Annotated in this window: 19 protein-coding genes; 10 read left to right on the top strand and 9 right to left on the bottom strand. The window is 34.9% G+C overall.

Annotated elements, in window-relative coordinates:
• Both PHF25_05120 and PHF25_05115 read left to right on the top strand, forming a co-directional pair.
• A partial coding sequence (locus PHF25_05120; protein ID MDD4527402.1) for an NAD-binding protein occupies window positions 1-910 on the top strand: 910 nt, incomplete at its 5' end.
• Window positions 910-2,352, top strand: a complete 1,443-nt coding sequence (locus PHF25_05115; GenBank protein ID MDD4527401.1) for a TrkH family potassium uptake protein — start codon at window positions 910-912, stop codon at window positions 2,350-2,352. The genes PHF25_05120 and PHF25_05115, both read left to right, overlap by 1 nt.
• On the opposite strand, the gene PHF25_05110 is transcribed toward PHF25_05115, so the two are convergent.
• Genes PHF25_05110 through PHF25_05085 form a run of 6 tightly spaced genes read right to left on the bottom strand, consistent with a single transcriptional unit; the run spans window position 2,353 to window position 7,474 of the window.
• Entirely contained in the window at window positions 2,353-4,530 is a 2,178-nt protein-coding gene (locus PHF25_05110) for an amino acid permease (protein MDD4527400.1), read from the bottom strand.
• A gap of 27 nt (window positions 4,531-4,557) precedes the next feature.
• Complete coding sequence (locus PHF25_05105) at window positions 4,558-5,208, bottom strand: PHP domain-containing protein (GenBank protein ID MDD4527399.1); 651 nt, start codon at window positions 5,206-5,208, stop codon at window positions 4,558-4,560.
• A 3-nt stretch (window positions 5,209-5,211) separates the two neighbouring features.
• A complete protein-coding gene (locus PHF25_05100; GenBank protein MDD4527398.1) occupies window positions 5,212-5,538 on the bottom strand; it encodes a hypothetical protein in 327 nt (108 codons plus the stop codon).
• Window positions 5,539-5,553: 15 nt separating this feature from the next.
• Window positions 5,554-6,480 carry a CBS domain-containing protein gene (locus PHF25_05095; protein MDD4527397.1) on the bottom strand — a complete coding sequence of 309 codons (927 nt, stop codon included), beginning with the start codon at window positions 6,478-6,480 and terminating at the stop codon, window positions 5,554-5,556.
• Window positions 6,481-6,482: 2 nt separating this feature from the next.
• Window positions 6,483-6,845: a hypothetical protein gene (locus PHF25_05090; GenBank protein MDD4527396.1), complete on the bottom strand. Its 363-nt coding sequence runs from the start codon at window positions 6,843-6,845 to the stop codon at window positions 6,483-6,485.
• Window positions 6,842-7,474, bottom strand: a complete 633-nt coding sequence (locus PHF25_05085; protein MDD4527395.1) for a redox-sensing transcriptional repressor Rex — start codon at window positions 7,472-7,474, stop codon at window positions 6,842-6,844. The genes PHF25_05090 and PHF25_05085 overlap by 4 nt, the downstream gene beginning before the upstream one ends.
• Before the next feature lie 186 nt (window positions 7,475-7,660).
• On the opposite strand from PHF25_05085, the gene PHF25_05080 reads away from it, so the two are divergent.
• The 8 genes from PHF25_05080 (at window position 7,661) to PHF25_05045 (ending at window position 16,698) form a co-directional block, all read left to right on the top strand.
• Window positions 7,661-8,128, top strand: coding sequence for an NAD(P)H-dependent oxidoreductase subunit E (locus tag PHF25_05080; GenBank protein MDD4527394.1), 468 nt, complete (start codon window positions 7,661-7,663; stop codon window positions 8,126-8,128).
• 1 nt (window position 8,129) lies between these two features.
• Window positions 8,130-8,660: a sensor histidine kinase gene (locus PHF25_05075; protein MDD4527393.1), complete on the top strand. Its 531-nt coding sequence runs from the start codon at window positions 8,130-8,132 to the stop codon at window positions 8,658-8,660.
• A gap of 10 nt (window positions 8,661-8,670) precedes the next feature.
• A complete protein-coding gene (locus PHF25_05070) occupies window positions 8,671-9,063 on the top strand; it encodes a (2Fe-2S) ferredoxin domain-containing protein (protein MDD4527392.1) in 393 nt (130 codons plus the stop codon).
• A gap of 15 nt (window positions 9,064-9,078) precedes the next feature.
• Window positions 9,079-10,866, top strand: a complete 1,788-nt coding sequence (locus PHF25_05065; protein MDD4527391.1) for an NADH-quinone oxidoreductase subunit NuoF — start codon at window positions 9,079-9,081, stop codon at window positions 10,864-10,866.
• Between the two features lie 10 nt (window positions 10,867-10,876).
• Window positions 10,877-12,634: an NADH-dependent [FeFe] hydrogenase, group A6 gene (locus PHF25_05060; protein ID MDD4527390.1), complete on the top strand. Its 1,758-nt coding sequence runs from the start codon at window positions 10,877-10,879 to the stop codon at window positions 12,632-12,634.
• Window positions 12,635-12,715: 81 nt separating this feature from the next.
• Window positions 12,716-12,979, top strand: coding sequence for a Trp family transcriptional regulator (locus PHF25_05055; GenBank protein MDD4527389.1), 264 nt, complete (start codon window positions 12,716-12,718; stop codon window positions 12,977-12,979).
• A gap of 78 nt (window positions 12,980-13,057) precedes the next feature.
• A complete protein-coding gene (locus PHF25_05050) occupies window positions 13,058-14,224 on the top strand; it encodes a glycosyltransferase (GenBank protein ID MDD4527388.1) in 1,167 nt (388 codons plus the stop codon).
• 59 nt (window positions 14,225-14,283) lie between these two features.
• Window positions 14,284-16,698, top strand: a complete 2,415-nt coding sequence (locus PHF25_05045; GenBank protein MDD4527387.1) for a glycosyl transferase — start codon at window positions 14,284-14,286, stop codon at window positions 16,696-16,698.
• A gap of 54 nt (window positions 16,699-16,752) precedes the next feature.
• Here PHF25_05045 and PHF25_05040 read toward each other — a convergent pair whose 3' ends face one another.
• The 3 genes from PHF25_05040 to PHF25_05030 form a co-directional block, all read right to left on the bottom strand.
• Window positions 16,753-17,178, bottom strand: a complete 426-nt coding sequence (locus PHF25_05040; protein MDD4527386.1) for a hypothetical protein — start codon at window positions 17,176-17,178, stop codon at window positions 16,753-16,755.
• Window positions 17,179-17,189: 11 nt separating this feature from the next.
• Window positions 17,190-17,366: a hypothetical protein gene (locus PHF25_05035; protein ID MDD4527385.1), complete on the bottom strand. Its 177-nt coding sequence runs from the start codon at window positions 17,364-17,366 to the stop codon at window positions 17,190-17,192.
• A 114-nt stretch (window positions 17,367-17,480) separates the two neighbouring features.
• Window positions 17,481-17,945, bottom strand: coding sequence for a hypothetical protein (locus tag PHF25_05030; GenBank protein ID MDD4527384.1), 465 nt, complete (start codon window positions 17,943-17,945; stop codon window positions 17,481-17,483).
• Window positions 17,946-17,980 lie beyond the last annotated feature (35 nt).

Below are 17,980 nucleotides of genomic sequence, written 5' to 3'. Positions count from 1 at the left end.
CAGTAAAGGAAGAATGCAACTTATTCGTCTAGACACTAAAGACCACCCGCAATTAAAAGATAAACAATTAAGTATCTTAAAACAACAAATATGGAATTTCCCTTTTATGGTGGTGCTTGTAGTCAGAAAAGAAACAAATTTTATTCCAAAAGGCGACTTCATCCTCACGGAAGAAGACCACATCTATATTATGATTAATCGCAATGATATCAAGAAATTATTAGCAACTCTTCAGCCCGTTAAAAACAAAAACAAAAAAGTTATAATTATGGGTGGAGAACAAATTGCAGTTAACGTGGCAGAAAAATTGGAAGATATCTATTCTAATGTTGTTATTATTGAAACAAGCCAGGCAAGATGTGAAGAAATATCTGAACAACTTGACTCGACAATAGTTATCAAAGGCGATGCAACAGAACTAAGTCTCCTATTGGAAGAAGGCATTCAGGACACAGACATGTTTATCGCTGCTGGCATAGATGATAAAAAAAATCTATTAGCTAGCATTTTAGCTAAAAATAATGGAGCAAAAAAAACTATTTGCTTAATGAAAAGACCTGACTATGTTTCGCTAATTAACCAATTAGGAATTGACCATATTGTCGCACCAAGAGTAAGTGTTTCCAATGAAATCATTCAACACGTCAGAGGTGGAAACATTACATCATTTTATGCTCTTCCAGAAACTAACATTGAAATAGTTGAACAAGAAATTACGAAAGAATGTGCTTTAACAAAAAATAAATTAAAAAATATCACTATTCCAAGTAGCTTAATAATTGGTGGAATTATAAAACAAAATAACAATACTCTTATCCCTTCTGGTGATTATAAATGTAGCGTAAAAGATAAAGTCGTCATCTTTGCCAGAGAACATTCCCAAAAGGACATTGAGGAATTAATCGACTAATGAACCCTAGGAGTATATTTTTCGTTCTTGGAAAAATGCTTACATATTTTTCGGTTATTATAATCGTACCGTTAATTTATGCTTTTTTTGACAGTAGTAGCGATGTAACGCCTTTCATTATGACTATTTTTTTTAGTTTAGGCATTGGTTTTTCTTTTCAATTATTAACCAGAAGAGTTGCAGATATTTCGTTAAAAGATGGATTTTTAATAGTTGCTCTGGGCTGGCTTCTATATTCTGTTATTGGTAGCATACCTTATCTTTTTGCTGGAACATTTAGCAACTTTGGTGATGCCTTTTTCGAAACAATGTCTGGACTTACAACTACCGGAGCTACAGTTATGACGCAGATTGAAGGAACACCAAACGCTATTTTATTGTGGCGTTCTATTACCCAGTACATTGGAGGCATAGGAATTATCGTCCTGGCTATTTCGGTGCTACCAGAAATTGGACTAGGTGCTGTAAGGCTCTTTAATTCTGAAATGCCCGGCCCTACTAAAGAAAAAGTCCTACCGAGAATAAAAGATACAGCAAAAATTATATGGCTCATCTATATTGCAATAACCGCCTTGCAGGTTCTTCTTTTAAAATTAACAGGACTGAGCCTTTTCGATGCCATTAACCATTCTTTTACTACCATGTCCACAGGAGGATTTTCCACAAAAAACTTGTCTATCATCAGCTTTCATAACCCTGCTGCTGAATGGATAATCATTTTATTTATGTTTATTGCCGGACTCAATCTAACCTTGCATATCAATTTTCTGAGAACAAGAAAGTTTAACTACCTTCATAACAGTGAATTAAAACTCTACATTGCGATCATTCTTGTAGCCTGGGCCTTTGTTATGTTTAATGTTCAATATCATCTTGGTGGCAATTTTTTAGAAAACATTCGCTTAGCTGGATTTCAAATAATGTCTATCATTACAACTACTGGGTTTGCCAGCGCTAATTATGAACTCTGGCCTCACTTCAGCCAGTTCTTGCTGGTTTTTCTAATGTTTTTTGGAGCTATGGCCGGTTCTACTTCTGGTAGCGTAAAGATGGGAAGAATACTAGTAATGGGAAAAAGTTTATCCAAAGAAATTACCAAGGTTCTTCATCCAAAAATGATCTATAAAATTAAAATCAATAAACAGGCTGTACCTGAAAATATCATAAAAAATATTTCAATTTTTATTTTCCTCTACTTTTTAATCTTTATCGTCTCCTCGTTAATTCTAACTCTCTATAATATAGATATAATCACCTCAACTAGCGCTGTTGCCGCTTGTCTTGGCAATGTTGGTCCAGGGCTAGGGCTGGTTGGTGCGCTGGATAATTATGCAGGATTACCTATGAGTGTTAAATATTTTCTAGCATTTTTAATGATGGTTGGTCGGTTAGAAATATATACCGTAATTATTATTTTAACTCCAAAGTTTTGGAAAAAATAACTACTCCTCTAACTTCAACTTATCGCTACTTTTAACTAAAACAATGCTCTTAAAAGATTCTCTATATGGATTGTATTGTTTTAAAAAATCACTACCATCTTCTCCGAAAGATAGTCCCAAAAAAACGACATCCGCATCCTTAGAATATGTGCTTATGGAACAACAGACTTCCTCTGTATCTAAGACAACACAAACCTCTGCATCGATTCTAGAAGAAACTAATAAGTCTTCAAGTTCTTCTTCTGCTTGGTTAATTTTCAACTTATCATCAACACTTCTCATCAACCTGAGCTTTGCATTCTTAATTTTATTACCATGAACAAGTAAATGGGCCAGCATCAGCATAAGAGCTCCGTTTGCTTCACCTCTCCACCAAACATCAACAACTGAAGTTTTGGAAGAATCCAACAGAAAGTCCATTGAGCCATCAAAGATGGCAATGTTTTTCCCATACATGTTGGCGAATCTAATGATTTCTAGATAATCTTCTCTCTCTTTACCTTCTTTATCCGACCACCCCAAAAGTAGTGTATTTGGCCTAAATCCTTGGAAACCATAGGTTTGAACTATTACCTTTAATCCTTCCAGATAATTATCAGCAACCACGACATCGCCAAGAGTCTTGATTTCTTCATTCTTTGTATAATCCAAAAGCTCTTTTTCAGCCTTAAATTTAGCCCTTAATGGATTACCTTCGTAGTTACGAAGAACCCAAAGCAAAGAGATTGTTCCTTTACTCGCTTCAATGGTTTTTCCAAACTTAATCAGGTCTATTCTATCTTTTGGCTTGCCTGTTAAAAGCAATATTTGTGGTCTCCAGTTTTTCATTTCGATTGGTTGGCTTTGAAGCTTAATCATATATTCCTTAATCTTCTGAAAATAATACCCTGTTCTAGAATCCTTAAATTGTTTTTTTGTTTTGCTTCTACTTAAATAATTATTAAGTCCAAATAAGATTAAAAAAGCAACCACCGCACTAACAACATCAATAATCAGCATAACAACTACAATCACAACAACACCAATGAGTGAAACAATCCAATGGTTGTACTTGAAGCTTGGTCTGAAAGATGGGTTTTTTGAATAAGACTCGATGAAAGTCGAGTAGTTCATCATCCCATAAGAAATAAGAAAAAACATTGTGATTACTGGGGCAATAGAGTTTAAGTCAGCAACAATAATAGCAATAGCAGCAATAATAAATGTCATAATAACCGCGCGCTTTGGTTCGCCTGTTTTCTTGCTTCCCACCGCAAAAAACTCAATAAAAGGAAGAATTTTATCTTTAGAAAAAGCCTGAAGGATGTGCGGAGCACCCATGAAACTACCTAATCCAGAAGAAATAGTAGAAGCGAAAACGCCAAGAATAATCATCGCAGGAATAAAGGAAATTGTTTGCATGACATAATAATCGGTTAATAGCTGTTCTCTACTAGCAGTTCCTGCAAGCAAAATAATTGCTATAAAATAAACTATAAACCCAGCAAATACTGCTAAAAAAGTACCAATCATAATACTTTTTTGAGGTGTTTTTAAGACACCAGAAAGACTCACTCCTTGAGTAAACCCAGTTACAGCTGGAAAGAACAAAGCAAACATAAGCCCAAAGCTTATTCCTGGAAGATAGGCAGGCTGAAGATTACTTAAAAAAATACCTTGATCAAACTGGATAATAGAACTTACAAAAAATACCAGCAAAGACAACCCCAAGGCTGCAAGAATATAAACTTGCACCTTGCTAGCAATATCTGCTCCTTTATAAGCAGGAATAAACAAAACCCCTAAAGTAATCAATCCTAACAGCTTTTGAAATTCAACAAGACCTGGAAAAAGACTAACAATTACCTCACAAAAACCAATAATATACATAGATACCGAAATAGTCTGAGCTAAATATAAAATAATTCCAATTGCCCCACCATGACCCACTCCAATGCTTCTAGAAATAAGGTAATAAATGCCTCCGCCTTTAACCTCAGACATATTGGTAGCAATAGATGCCAAGGAAAAGGTAGTAATAACAGAAACAACATGACAAAGAACTAAGATTAATAAAGCAGACAATAATCCAGCATTACCAACCACAAAGCCAGACCTTAAGAAAATTATAACACCAATAATTGTCAGGATGTTGGGAGTAAAGACGCCAGTAAAGGTAGAGAGCTTTGGAGAATTCATCTTACAGAGATAATAATATGATAATTATTAAAAATCCAGTCTATGCATATCACTATTACGAACAACTATATAATTACCCCACATTTTCCTACCATCGTCGTTGGCTTTGGCAACTTCAACGGCATCAAAAGGTAGGTCGGGAATAAAGCCTAAATTAGTAATCAAGCTGTTTCTTTGTCTGTTAATATGCGAAGGGATAATTAACCAATGATTTGGATCAAGATAGTCCCAAATATGGTCAATAGAGATATTAACTGCATTACCTAAATAATAAGGAATCTGATATAAAATCTCCTCCTTTTCATTAACAACTGGTTGGTCACCAAATACCAATGGATCATTTTCAAATTTGGATATTTTTTCTGAAACTATTTTATCAAAAGCTAAAGCTCTCTCTAGTTGATCCGTTATGCATAGAACGTGAATTTCTTCTTTAGTATTTAATTCCATACCAAAAAGAGGTACTATTCCAACTTTTTCGCACTCATACTTAAAGGCAGGACAATTTTGAGAAGAATTATGGTCTGTAAGTGCAGCCATCTTTAGCCCTCTCTCCACCGCATTTTTTGCAATAAACCTTGGAGACATATATAAATCTGCACAAGGAGAAAGACATGAATGAATATGCAAATCAGCTAAACCAAGCTGATTTAATTCAATAATCGATTGCTTATCCATAAATTAAAGCATTTGACCAATGAGAACACTTGCTTGAAATTGATTTAAATCTGTAACAAAAACTGCTACTCGTTCCCTCTTGGCTATAGACATAAACTCGTCATCTGTTTCTCGGCCATTACAAATAATCAAAGAGTGTATCTCCAAAAGTTTACAAACTGCTAAAGTGTTTTTGTGTGCCTGAATCGTAATTAAAACACCTGCTTCACTAGCATTTGCCATAACATCACTCAATAAATCAGAAGTATAACCTGCAGAAACCGGAGCATCCTCATAATCTGGCTGGACTAATGTCAACTCGCTAACTTTAACTAAATCTGAGATTTTCATTATAACTCCCTTCTTCTATTTGTTTTCCTTAATCATGATAGTGGCTTGGACAATCGTGCCTTTTCCTGCTTCTGAAGAAATACTAAACTCATCTGAAACGCGCTTAACATTGGGAAGACCCATTCCAGCACCAAATCCAAGAGACTTGATTGTGTTATCAGCAGTAGAAAACCCTTGTTTTAAGGCTTTGTTCACATCCTCGATTCCTGGAGAATTATCTCTGGCGATGACAACTGCCTTTCCTTTATCTAAATAAAACTCTAATTCACCACCATCTGAGTGAATTGTTATGTTTATCTCTAATTCATAAGCAGCAACGGATACTCTTCTGACAAGCTTGGAATCAAAATTTCTTTCTTTTAACAATTTTTTTATTTCATTTGAAGCCTTCCCAGCATTAGAAAAATCCATCTTTTTTATCTTATAAACTTCTCTCAAAGTAATTAAATCTGGCTCAGCTTCACTCCTTATTTCACTTTCTAACCTAGCTACTTCTTGGTTTAACTGATAAAGAAGTTCATGTAAAATATCTCTACTCGTGATAATTCCAACCAGTTTTTTGTTTTTATCAATTACTGGAAATCTGCCATACTTAAACTTTTCAAAATATGTTATTCCAAAAGCAAGAGGCATATCATCCTCTAAAACAATTACGTCTGTGGACATGTGGTCCTCAACTAATTGTTCCATATAATTACCATCAATTGCCCTAAAAATATCATCAATGCTAATCATCCCCACCAACTCATTGTTCTCAACTATAGGGATACCTGTAACTTCGGCTTCCTTCATAAGTGTTTTTGCTTCTTTAATGGTTGCCTTTGGTGACGAAGTAATAAGCTTTCTTGACATAATATCTTTGATTTTGGAGCGATAAATGACATCTAGTAAAATTGAAGGAGAATTTTCTTGAAATAACTTAATACTTTTATTAACTGGCATAACTACCTGCCTTTCTGAAGATCATATAAAAAACAACTGGCATCATACTTAGTAAGATCCGAAGAAAATAAGTTTATACCAAGCTCTTTGGATAATTCTTTCATATTTTCGGTGATTTCTTTACCATTAACAATGATAACACCTGACATGTCCATGATACTTGCAGTTCTAATTGATTGGTCTGTTGCTAAAGAAGTAATAAGGAGATTAACCTCGTTACCTATCACTAATACATCACTCATTAAATCTGAAGCGATTATATGATGGATAATAATTGAATCTAAGTCAGCAGTTTGATTGATTACTTGTAGGTCTAGTCTTGAGGTGATTTCTAATAACGATATCGGTCTTCGGTCTGGAATCATATGCTTTTTCCTTTTTCCATAAAATTAATATAATAAAATAAGTTTTCAATATTTAATTCCAAATTAACATTATTCACAAAAACTCCCTCAATTTCCCTTAAATTAACTCTAGCAAAATTAAGAAAACCCTTAACTCCAATTTTAACTAACTTGTCGTATACCTCTGCAGCAACATTGTCTGGGACTGAAATAATTGCTACTTTGATATTATTAACTGAGACAAACTCTTCTAGCTTATCCATGCCATATACCTTGCAACTGTTTTCGTTATTTACTACCTCTGGGCTAATATCAAATCCGGCTATCATCTCAAATGTCTCACTATGAAATCCTTTGTAATTCATAAGCGCTCGGCCAATGTTCCCACAACCGACAACTACAATACTTTCTCCACTTGTTGGTCCAACAATATTAGTAATATCATCTAAAAGTTCTTCAATTTGATAGCCACCTCGTTTGTTTCCTGCAATCTTAAGTAAAGAAAAATCTTTTCTCACCTGAGACGCCGTAACACCAGCAGTGTCTGCAATATTATCAGAGAAAACTTTCAGCACACCCAAGTTCTTGAGCTTAAGCAAGGCATTTTTATACCTCAACAATCTAACAACCAACTCTTTATTAAATGTCATTTAAATCCTCCATAATGCCTTTAATGTTCCTTATTGTAACAATAAATAAATATTATATCAAATATTAAAGCACCTTAATGCTCATAATTCTCATAAAAAAGCCAAAAACAAACTTTTATATTGCAGATAAATACAACTTAGTACTATAATACACTATATAAAATTATCGTTAAGGTGGAGGCGACAATGTCAGAACAGATCAACTTTTCTAAAGAATTAAACGAATACATAGCAGAATGGAAGGACAAGCCGGGAAATCTAATCATGATTCTCCATAAAGTCCAAGAAGAATTTGGATACGTTCCAAGACAAGCAGCCTTGAAATTAACAGAAATGATAGATGTAAATTTAGCTAAAATTTATGGCGTAATAACTTTCTATCATTATTTCAAGCTAAAAGCTCCAGGAAAACACCAAATACAAGTTTGCATGGGAACTGCTTGCTATTTAAAAGGTGGACAAGACATTATTGATGAATTAGAAACAAATTTTGGTATACCAGTTAATGGCACATCCGAAGATGGCAACTTCTCACTTGAAGCGTTGAGATGCGTGGGTTGTTGCGGACTTGCCCCAGTTATGATTATTGACAAACAAGTATACGGAAAACTTAACACAGAGGAAATCCCTGCGATTTTAAAAAAATATAATTAAAATGCATCATACTATTTGTGACTATATTACAGACATCACGCAAAACTCCATTGAAGCTGGAGCGAGCCTTATTTCTATTGACTTCAAGGATAGCAATAACATTATTGAAGTAATTATCACAGATAATGGTAAAGGTATGGACGAAGAAACTATTAAAAAAGTCTTAGATCCCTTTTATACTGACAGCGACAAAAAACATGAAAGAGATGTTGGACTCGGGCTTCCCTTTCTTGCCCAAGGGATTCAACAGTCACAAGGAGAAATATACATTCAATCAGAAAAAGATAAAGGAACAACTATCAAGTTTTCTTTTAATACAAAAAATATTGACACCCCTCCTATTGGAGATAAAATTATTACCTATCTATCCTTAATTAATTTCCCCGGAGAATTTAACCTTGCCATTCAAGAATATAAGGAAACAGAAAAGACATCTTTTTCAAAAAAAGAATTAGTAGAAGCTTTGGGTGATATTAATACATCAGAGTCCCTTAGTTTATTAAAAAAATATTTAAAAGATAATATTTTATAGGAGGTAAAAAATGAGCAAACTTACACTGGATGACCTTAGAAAACTCCGCGGAGAAAAGGTACAAGAATATTCAAGAAGAAACAACGAACAGGATAATAGCTCCATAATTATTGGCATGGGAACATGTGGAATTGCAGCTGGAGCAAAAGACACGCTAAATTCTTTTGTTGAAGCATTAGACGAACATGGTCTTACAAATGTCAAAGTAAAGCAAACTGGTTGCATGGGCGCTTGCAATGTTGAGCCAACTGTTGAAATAATTGTTCCTGGAATGCCTACAATTGTATATGGCAACGTCAATAAAGATATTGCAAAAAAAATAGTCTTAAAACACATCATTGGTAAAGAACTATTAGATGACCATATTCAGGATAAGCCTGCTATGGATATCATAGACAATTAAAGAAAGGAATATAAAATGGCATACAATACCTTCGTACTTATCTGTGGCGGAACCGCCTGCGAGTCTAGCAAATCCGATGAAATGTATAAACTTCTACAAAAAGAAATTTTTGATAACAATCTTAAAAATGAGGTACAAATAGTAAAAACTGGTTGTTTTGGTTTTTGTGAACAAGGACCTATTATCAAAATATTACCTAGTGAAACTTTTTATGTAAAAGTAACACCTGCAGATATTAAAGAAATTGTTCAAGAACATCTAATTAAAGGTCGCCCTGTACACAGACTAGAATACAAGCCTTCCGAAGATCAAGGGAGAGTGAAGATAGAAGATATCGAGTTTTACCAAAAACAATTCCGTATTGTTCTAAGAAACTGTGGAATTATTGACCCTGAAAACATTAACGAATATATAGCAAGAGAGGGATATGTAGCTCTTGAAAAAGCTATCTTTGAAATGTCTCCTGAGGATATTATCAATGAACTAAAAATATCTGGACTCAGAGGAAGAGGTGGAGCCGGCTTTCCTACTTGGCTAAAATGGAATTTAACAAAACAAGAAAATGCTGACCAAAAATATGTTGTTTGTAATGCGGATGAAGGCGACCCTGGTGCTTATATGGACAGAAGCACACTGGAAGGCGACCCTCACTCAGTTCTAGAAGCTATGACTATTTGCGGAAAAACTATCGGTGCTAACAAAGGGTTTATCTATATAAGAGCAGAATATCCATTAGCTATTACAAGATTGGAAATAGCGATAAACCAAGCCAAAGAACTAGGACTACTTGGAGACAATATTTTAGGCTCAGAATTTAGTTTTGATATTGAAATAAGACTTGGAGCAGGAGCCTTTGTTTGTGGAGAAGAAACTGCACTACTTCGCTCTATAGAAGGTAGTAGAGGAATGCCTACCCCTAGACCACCATTCCCTTCCGTTAAAGGACTCTGGGATAAACCAACTTGTATTAATAATGTGGAAACCTGGGCTAATATACCTGTTATTCTTACCAAAGGTGCCGAGTGGTTTAACAAAATTGGCACAGACAACTCCAAGGGAACAAAAGTGTTTGCTTTAACTGGAAAAATAAATAATTCTGGGTTAATTGAAGTACCAATGGGAACAACACTAAGAGAAATTATTTATGATATAGGTGGCGGCATTAAAGATGATAAAAAGTTTAAAGCGGCTCAATCCGGCGGACCATCTGGTGGAGTTATTCCTGAACAATACTTAGATACTCCTATTGATTATAACAATCTAGTAGCTATTGGTTCTATGATGGGTTCTGGTGGATTAATTGTTATGGATGAAGACGATTGTATAGTTGATATTGTAAAGTTCTATTTACAATTTACTGTTGATGAATCTTGTGGAAAATGTGCTCCTTGCAGAATCGGAGGCAAACAACTTCTATCTATCTTAGAAGATATTTCTTGTGGTAGAGGCACAGAGCAAAGCATTAAAAACCTAAAAGATATTTCAATAGCAATGAACAACGCTTCTCTTTGCGGTTTAGGACAAACAGCTAGCAATCCAGTTATGTCTACCTTAAAGTATTTCGAAAAAGAATACCGTGAACATATCGAACAGAAAAAATGTAGTTCTGGCAAATGCAAGTCACTTATGACATTTACTATTGTTGCTGACAAATGTATTGGATGTACTGCATGTGCTAGAAAATGTCCTGTTAATGCAATTATTGGCACAGTCAAACAGGTACATATAATTGATCAATCAAAATGCATCAAATGTGGCGCTTGCGTTACTGCTTGTAAATTTGATGCTGTCATCAAAGGATAAGGAGAAATAAATGACTGAAAAGATGATAAAAGTTAAAATAAACGGAATCGAAGTTGAAGTACCCGAAGGAACCTCTATCCTAGATGCAGCCAAACAAGCTTGCATTAAGATACCAACCTTATGCTACCACGAAGACTTATTACCTACAGCTTCTTGTGGACTTTGTATTGTTAAAATAAAAGGAATGAACAAGAAGGTTAGAGCCTGTGCTACTAACGCTGAAGCAGGTATGGAAATTACTACCCATGATGCTGAATTATATAATATCAGAAAAATCGTGCTGGAATTAATTCTTTCTAATCACCCTAACGAATGTTTGACTTGCCAACGTAATGGTAAATGTGAACTACAAACACTAGCCAAAGAATTTGGAATAAGAGAACAAAACTTTGCTCCTCAACTTAAACAAAAAGCTATTGATAGCTCCACAACCTCTTTAATCCTCGATCGACAGAAATGCATTTCCTGTGGAAGATGCGTGCAAGTATGCCAAGATATGCAAGATGTTTGGGCGTTGGAGTTTATTGGCAGAGGCTTCGATATGAATATTGCTCCTGCTGGAGACCTTCAGCTAAATGACAGCCCTTGTGTAAAATGTGGACAATGTAGTGCACACTGCCCTGTTGGTGCAATTGTGGAAAAGGACGAAGTTGATAAAGTTTGGGATGGTCTTCACGACGAAACTAAACATGCTGTTGTACAATTTGCACCAGCAGTAAGAGTTGCTTTTGGCGAAGGATTTGATTATGAATCAGGGGAAATCGTTACCAACAAAATATATACATTATTAAGACAATTAGGTTTTAAAGCTGTTTTTGATACAAACTTCTCAGCTGACCTCACAATTATGGAAGAAGGTGCCGAGTTTGTAGATAAGTTCTTAAATAACCCTGCCAGCCTTCCATTAATAACTTCTTGCTGTCCAAGTTGGGTAGATTACTTAGAAAAATACTATCCATGTATGATTGAAAATTTCTCAACAGCAAAATCACCTCAACAAATGCTTAGTGCTTTGGCTAAAACCTACTACGCAGAGAAGAATGGCTTAGATCCAAAAGATATTTTCATGGTATCTGTTATGCCTTGTACTGCAAAAAAATATGAAATCTCCAGAGATGAAAACATGTCAGCAAGTGGAATTCAAGACACCGACGTTGTAATTACAACTAGAGAGCTAGTCAGAATGACAAAGTCCGCTGGAGTAATCTTTGATCACCTAAAAGAAGGAAAAGCTGATAGTCTTCTTGGTGAATACTCTGGAGCTGGAACAATCTTTGGCGTTACTGGTGGAGTCATGGAAGCAGCTATTAGATCTGCCTATTACTTAATCACCAAAGAAGATCTAGCGGACGTTGATATTAAGCCTGTTAGAGGACTAAAAGGCGTCAAAGAAGCAGAAATTGACATTAAAGGAACTAAAGTTAGGGTGGCTGTTGCCCATGGCTTAAGTAATGTGAAGAAAGTAATGAATAAAGTGAAAAAAGCCAAAGAAAACGGAGAAGAAATTCCTTGGCATTTTATTGAGGTTATGGCTTGTCCGGGCGGATGTATTGGTGGTGGCGGACAACCTTATGGTGTAACAAACACTATTAGAAAAAAAAGAACTGAAGGCATCTACAATGATGATAAAAAATCCAAAGCTAGATGTTCTCACCACAATCCAATGGTTCAAAAGGTTTATGAAGAATTTTTAGACCATCCAAATAGTCATAAGGCACATGAGCTACTTCATACGTCTTATACTCATAGACCTGTTTACTTAAAATAGTTGAATTAATAATAAATCCCAGCCTAGGCTGGGATTTATTATTTCAGCATGTTACTATATAGAGTAACTAAGGAAAATATTATGACAAACAACTACAATGAACTTATCAATATCTTTGCTTCCATCACAAATAAAGATGAGATGAAAAAATTTCTAGAAGAAATACTCACAGATAAAGAAAGAATCTCCATTACACTCAGATGGCAATTGATGAAAGATATAAATTCAGGAAAAAGTCAGAGAGAAATAGCAAGCGAACACCATCTGAGTCTTTGCAAAATAACAAGAGGCTCAAAAATACTAAAATCACCAAACTCTATTTGCAAAAAATACCTCAATCAGTAACTTCATTATTGACTAAACCTCTGTTTTCCAATACTCTATACGAGACAAATCTTAAGTAAAATTTAAGGAGCTATATAAATGGTAGAAAATAAAAATGCACAAAAGAATTTTGAGCCAATGATTTCAATAATAATTCCAGTTAGAAATTCAGAAAGAACACTAAAAACAACGTTTGAATATATGAGTAATATTGATTATCCAAGAGAAAAAATGGAACTAATTATGGCAGACGGCGATTCAACTGACACAACTGTTGATATCATTAAAGATTTTCAAAAGAAAAACAAATGGGTAAAATTTGTTCAAGTAAAAAACTGCAAAACTCCAGGACATGCTAGAAATGCTGCTATACTAGAAGTAACCGGTGAATACGTACTATTTACAGATGGTGACTGTGCTCCCAAAGCTGATTGGGTATACCAAATGGTGAAACCTTTCAAAAACGCTGAAATAGGTGGCGTTGGTGGAGAAGTACTAACACTTAGAGTAGACCCTAATAATTGGACAGAAGCTTATTGTGAACAAACCTTTTTCTTAAGCCCAAGAGGTAGATGTGGGATACAAGAATCTGGAATGATGCCAACAATCACAAAAGGATACCCTCATGAAGTTAATGGCGGAGATAATAGTCCTTTCTTTGCAACTGCCAACTTCGCAGTGAGAACAGAAGCTATCAAAAAAATTGGTGGAGAATTCTGGGACCAACCAACTGGTGAAGATGTAGACTTTTCCTTAAGAATAATGGAAGCTGGTTATAAGCTTTATTTTGCTAAAGAAGCAGTGGTAAGCCATATGCACAGAGCAAGTTTAGACCTCTTCAAAAAGCAATATTATGGTTATGGCTATGGCCATCCACTTCTAATCAATAAGCATGCTAAAACAAAAGGATTAGAAATTTATATCCAATATGGCAAAATAAAATTTATGCTACCTTTTCTTCCAAAAGGAATTATCCATATAGGCAACTTTCATATGATGAGATTATCCTTTACTGTAGCTATTCTTGCCCTAATCTTACGTTTAATCTTTAGTTCCGTTGAAAGCCTTGCCCTAGTATCAAACATTTCTATTCTGTCGTTATTGTTTTTCTCTGTACTGTATTTCAAGCCTGTTCTCAAGCTTAAGCCTTTGAACAAGTTTTTTACTTTTGCAAAAATTAGATATGCTTCGAACAAAGCTTTCTATCAAGGTGCAAAAGATGGTCAAAAAGTGTTTGGTGCTATCTGCATAGAACCAAGCTGGTAAAACAACAAAAAAGCCCTGTTAATCAGGGCTTTTTTATAAATAATCTCAAGGAGTAATTAATGACAAATTATGGATATTTTGATGATGAAAATAACGAATATGTTATAACAAACCCCAAAACACCGGTAAAGTGGATAAACTATGTAGGAACGTTAGATTTCGGTGGTATTGTAGACCACACCGGTGGATCAATAATTTGCAAAAAAGACCCAGCATTAAATAGAATTGTTAAATATATTCCTCAGCTACCCTCCTCTGACTTCAAGGGCGAAACTCTGTACATTAGAATTAAAGAAAAAGATGGATACAAAGTATTTTCTCCTTTCTTTGTTCCTACTCTAGACAAATATGACCGCTATGAATGCCATGTAGGTTGCTCATACCAAACTATAATTTCTGAATTCTATGGAATCAGAACAGAAGTCAAAATATTTGTACCAGCAAAGGAACAAGTTGTTATCCGAGACATCAAAGTAACTAATTTGAACGATAAAGATGTTGAATTGGACATAATTCCTGTTATTGAATACACTCATTTTGACTCATTAAAGCAATTTACTAACGCTGACTGGGTTCCACAAACAATGACAGTAGATGCTATAAAAGAAAAAGAAGGTACTGTAATCCATAAACAATATGCTTTCATGAAAAGAGATACTGCAGTTAATGTCTTTACCTCAAATCATCAAGTTGATTCCTTTGAAACAGATAGAAAAAAATTTCTTGGTGATAACGAGTATGGAACTTGGAAAAACCCTCTTGCTTTACAAGAGACTTCACTCTCTAACTATGAAACAAGAAGAGGCGACAACATTAGTGCACTACTTCACAAAATGGGGAGAATTAAAAAAGGACAAACCGTTCGAGTAATAACTTTGCTTACACAACAAGATAACATTGAAATGGCAATGCCAATAATCACAAAATTCAGACAAGAAAAAAATGTAGACAAAGCGTTTACTGACCTAAAAGCTTTTTGGGCTGACTACTTCTCTTGTCAGCAAATAGAAACACCAGACAAAGCATTTAATTCCATGGTAAACGTTCATAATCCAAGACAGTGTCACACAACTTATAACTGGTCCAGATACCTGTCCCTATATCAACTTGGGCTTGGTTCTGACAGAGGCATTGGCTTCCGTGATAGTTCGCAAGACACAATGGGCATCATGTCCAATATGCCAGAAAACGGAAAAAAACTAATAACAAATCTACTGAGCGTACAAAAGCCCAATGGTTCAGCCATGCATCAATATTTTCCTCTTACTATGGAAGCGAATGAAGGTGATTCTAGAGAAGACGAAGGACATAAATATTACGGTGATGACCATCTTTGGATAGTATTAGCTGTTTCAGCTTATTTAAAAGAAACTGGTAATTATGATTTCCTCAGTGAAGAAATTCCTTTCTATGAAAAATGTACTGCAGTAGCAAAAAGGGAAAAAGGAACAGTATTGGAACATCTAAAAAGATCTGTTAACTTCACAAAAACTAACACTGGCAAACATGGACTTCCTCTACTTGGTTTCGCAGACTGGAATGACACTGTTAACCTAAGAGGCAATGCGGAAAGTATGTTCAATGCCAACCTTTACGGTTGGGCACTAAAGGAATTAATAGAATTACTGGAATATATGAATGACAATAAGTCTGTTGAGGCCTATAAAAAAGACTATGAAGCTATGAAAGAAAACTATAACAAACATTGCTGGGATGGCGAATGGTATGTTCGCTACTTTCAAGAAGATGGCTCTACAATCGGTTCTTCCAAAAACAAAAAAGGACAAATCTACACTAACGGTCAATCATGGCCGATTCTCTCTGGTTTTGCTACAGAAGAAAGAGCTAAAAAAGCACTAGAAGCAGTAAACAAAAAGCTGAATACTAAATTTGGCATTAAGTTAAGCACACCTGGCTATAATGGATTTGACTGGAGAATTGGTGGAGTGTCTACTTATCCTCCCGGAGCCAAAGAAAATGGAGGAATCTTCCTTCATTCTAATCCTTGGGTAATGATTGCTGAAACAATGATGGGTAATGGTGACAGAGCATTCCAATACTATAACCAAATCAATCCAGCCTCCAAAAACGATATTATCGATTCTTTTGAATGTGAACCATATTCATATCCTCAAAACATTCTTGGCGATGAACACCCACAGTTTGGTTTAGCTAGAAATAGTTGGCTATCTGGAACATCGTCTTGGACATACCAAGCAGCTACAAAGTATATTTGTGGGATTCAACCAACTCACTTAGGGTTAAGGATTAATCCTTGTATACCTAAACAATGGAATGAACTTTCTGCTGTTAGAAAATTTAGAGGAGCTACTTACAAGATAAATGTTAAGAATCCAAACAATGTTTCTAAAGGCATTAAATCCTTTAAAGTTGATGGTAAAGAATTAGCAGGTAATATTGCTCCTGCTTTTACTGATGGGAAAGAACATAAGATAGACGTAGTAATGGGATAAGTAAAAAGTCCACGCCTAAGGCGTGGGCTTTTTTATTTAGTTACTTAAAAGAATCTATTTTGACCAACCTACATGTTTAGAAACTGCTACAAGAGAAGAACTGTCTAATACTATTGGTTTGCCATTTTTATCAACTAATTTTTCAACTGGTCCCTTATCTTCTCTGAAAATATTGTTTCCAGCTTCATTATTACCACCCGATATTGGCCCTCTTGAATATAATGTCCCATCTTTTGAAACAAAAAATGTCATTTGATCAACAGAAGACCTATGAATACCCTCTCCATTTGAAATAGTAATTTTTGCCATTTTTTGAGATGAACTGCCTTTAACATCAACAGGAGTCTCAAAAGCATGAGTTTGTCTGGTCTGACCACCAATTGTAACTTGTAAAGGATTTTGTCCATTCAACAACTCTTTAATAGGACTCTTATCATACTTAATACTAATTGATCCCATTTCCATTCCACTTGAAGCCATTTTTTACCTCCTTATATAGTAATATTTTTTATTTTTATATAATTAAAATTATCGTTAACATTAATAAATTCTAAGAAATTAGCATCATTTACTTGTTCTTTATTCTTTTTTTCTACATATTCACTCTCAGTAAGAATTGTTCCTTTGTTTATTCCATCAAAAACTTCTTGTAGTGATAAACTTGTCACTATTCACACCCCCTAAAATATTTACTTTTCTATATGATGCCCATTATTTTAATTTTCTAACATAAATATAACGCGGATAAGAGTATGTTTCTTGCATGAGGGAATAAAATAGTTTTATAAATTATTGTTTGGGCTATGAGTATTTGATGAATCACTATTAGCTAACATCCCTTGCCCTGCTGAATATATTCCGTTAGCTGATCCAAGGTCCAAATGTACAGTATTAAAAGTATTTACTGGATTTCCTCCTTCTGATCTATTTGTTACAGGATTCCATAAACCACTTGTAGGCGAAAACATCTTTATTGGCACACTTTTCCCAAATTCATAGTCCGTTAAGTCTGTAGCCACTGCCCTATCTCCTTCAATCCTGATATAAAACTTACCTAACGACTGATACAAACCACCACCACCTTGGCTTCCTTCCCTAAAAATGTCACTAATCTGTCTAGAAAAAAATAGTCCCAGCCCCCAACCTTGAGGCTCTCCATTATTTGGCAATATTTTCGGATAATCTTTAGGTGTAACCAATGCAGGTTTTTCAGCCGTTAGTTTAAACTGATTGTAATGACATCTCATCTGTTCTATCTAACCAAGGGAGAATTCTCGTTCGT

This window comes from Candidatus Margulisiibacteriota bacterium (assembly GCA_028706105.1).
Classification (GTDB): Bacteria; Margulisbacteria; Riflemargulisbacteria; order GWF2-35-9; family DYQY01; genus DYQY01.
The sequence above is the reverse complement of the archived record's forward strand: the minus strand, read 5'-3'. Positions and strand labels throughout refer to the sequence as shown.

What these genes read in the sequence shown, in the direction of transcription:
- PHF25_05090 (MDD4527396.1), bottom strand. Translation starts at nt 6,845, where the DNA reads ATGATTCCAGACCGAAGACCGATATCGTTATTAGAAATCACCTCAAGA.
- PHF25_05055 (MDD4527389.1), top strand. Translation starts at nt 12,716, where the DNA reads ATGACAAACAACTACAATGAACTTATCAATATCTTTGCTTCCATCACA.
- PHF25_05085 (MDD4527395.1), bottom strand. Translation starts at nt 7,474, where the DNA reads ATGACATTTAATAAAGAGTTGGTTGTTAGATTGTTGAGGTATAAAAAT.
- PHF25_05110 (MDD4527400.1), bottom strand. Translation starts at nt 4,530, where the DNA reads ATGAATTCTCCAAAGCTCTCTACCTTTACTGGCGTCTTTACTCCCAAC.
- PHF25_05045 (MDD4527387.1), top strand. Translation starts at nt 14,284, where the DNA reads ATGACAAATTATGGATATTTTGATGATGAAAATAACGAATATGTTATA.
- PHF25_05095 (MDD4527397.1), bottom strand. Translation starts at nt 6,480, where the DNA reads ATGCCAGTTAATAAAAGTATTAAGTTATTTCAAGAAAATTCTCCTTCA.
- PHF25_05060 (MDD4527390.1), top strand. Translation starts at nt 10,877, where the DNA reads ATGACTGAAAAGATGATAAAAGTTAAAATAAACGGAATCGAAGTTGAA.
- PHF25_05100 (MDD4527398.1), bottom strand. Translation starts at nt 5,538, where the DNA reads ATGAAAATCTCAGATTTAGTTAAAGTTAGCGAGTTGACATTAGTCCAG.
- PHF25_05040 (MDD4527386.1), bottom strand. Translation starts at nt 17,178, where the DNA reads ATGGCTTCAAGTGGAATGGAAATGGGATCAATTAGTATTAAGTATGAT.
- PHF25_05050 (MDD4527388.1), top strand. Translation starts at nt 13,058, where the DNA reads ATGGTAGAAAATAAAAATGCACAAAAGAATTTTGAGCCAATGATTTCA.
- PHF25_05105 (MDD4527399.1), bottom strand. Translation starts at nt 5,208, where the DNA reads ATGGATAAGCAATCGATTATTGAATTAAATCAGCTTGGTTTAGCTGAT.
- PHF25_05065 (MDD4527391.1), top strand. Translation starts at nt 9,079, where the DNA reads ATGGCATACAATACCTTCGTACTTATCTGTGGCGGAACCGCCTGCGAG.
- PHF25_05030 (MDD4527384.1), bottom strand. Translation starts at nt 17,945, where the DNA reads ATGAGATGTCATTACAATCAGTTTAAACTAACGGCTGAAAAACCTGCA.
- PHF25_05075 (MDD4527393.1), top strand. Translation starts at nt 8,130, where the DNA reads ATGCATCATACTATTTGTGACTATATTACAGACATCACGCAAAACTCC.
- PHF25_05115 (MDD4527401.1), top strand. Translation starts at nt 910, where the DNA reads ATGAACCCTAGGAGTATATTTTTCGTTCTTGGAAAAATGCTTACATAT.
- PHF25_05080 (MDD4527394.1), top strand. Translation starts at nt 7,661, where the DNA reads ATGTCAGAACAGATCAACTTTTCTAAAGAATTAAACGAATACATAGCA.
- PHF25_05070 (MDD4527392.1), top strand. Translation starts at nt 8,671, where the DNA reads ATGAGCAAACTTACACTGGATGACCTTAGAAAACTCCGCGGAGAAAAG.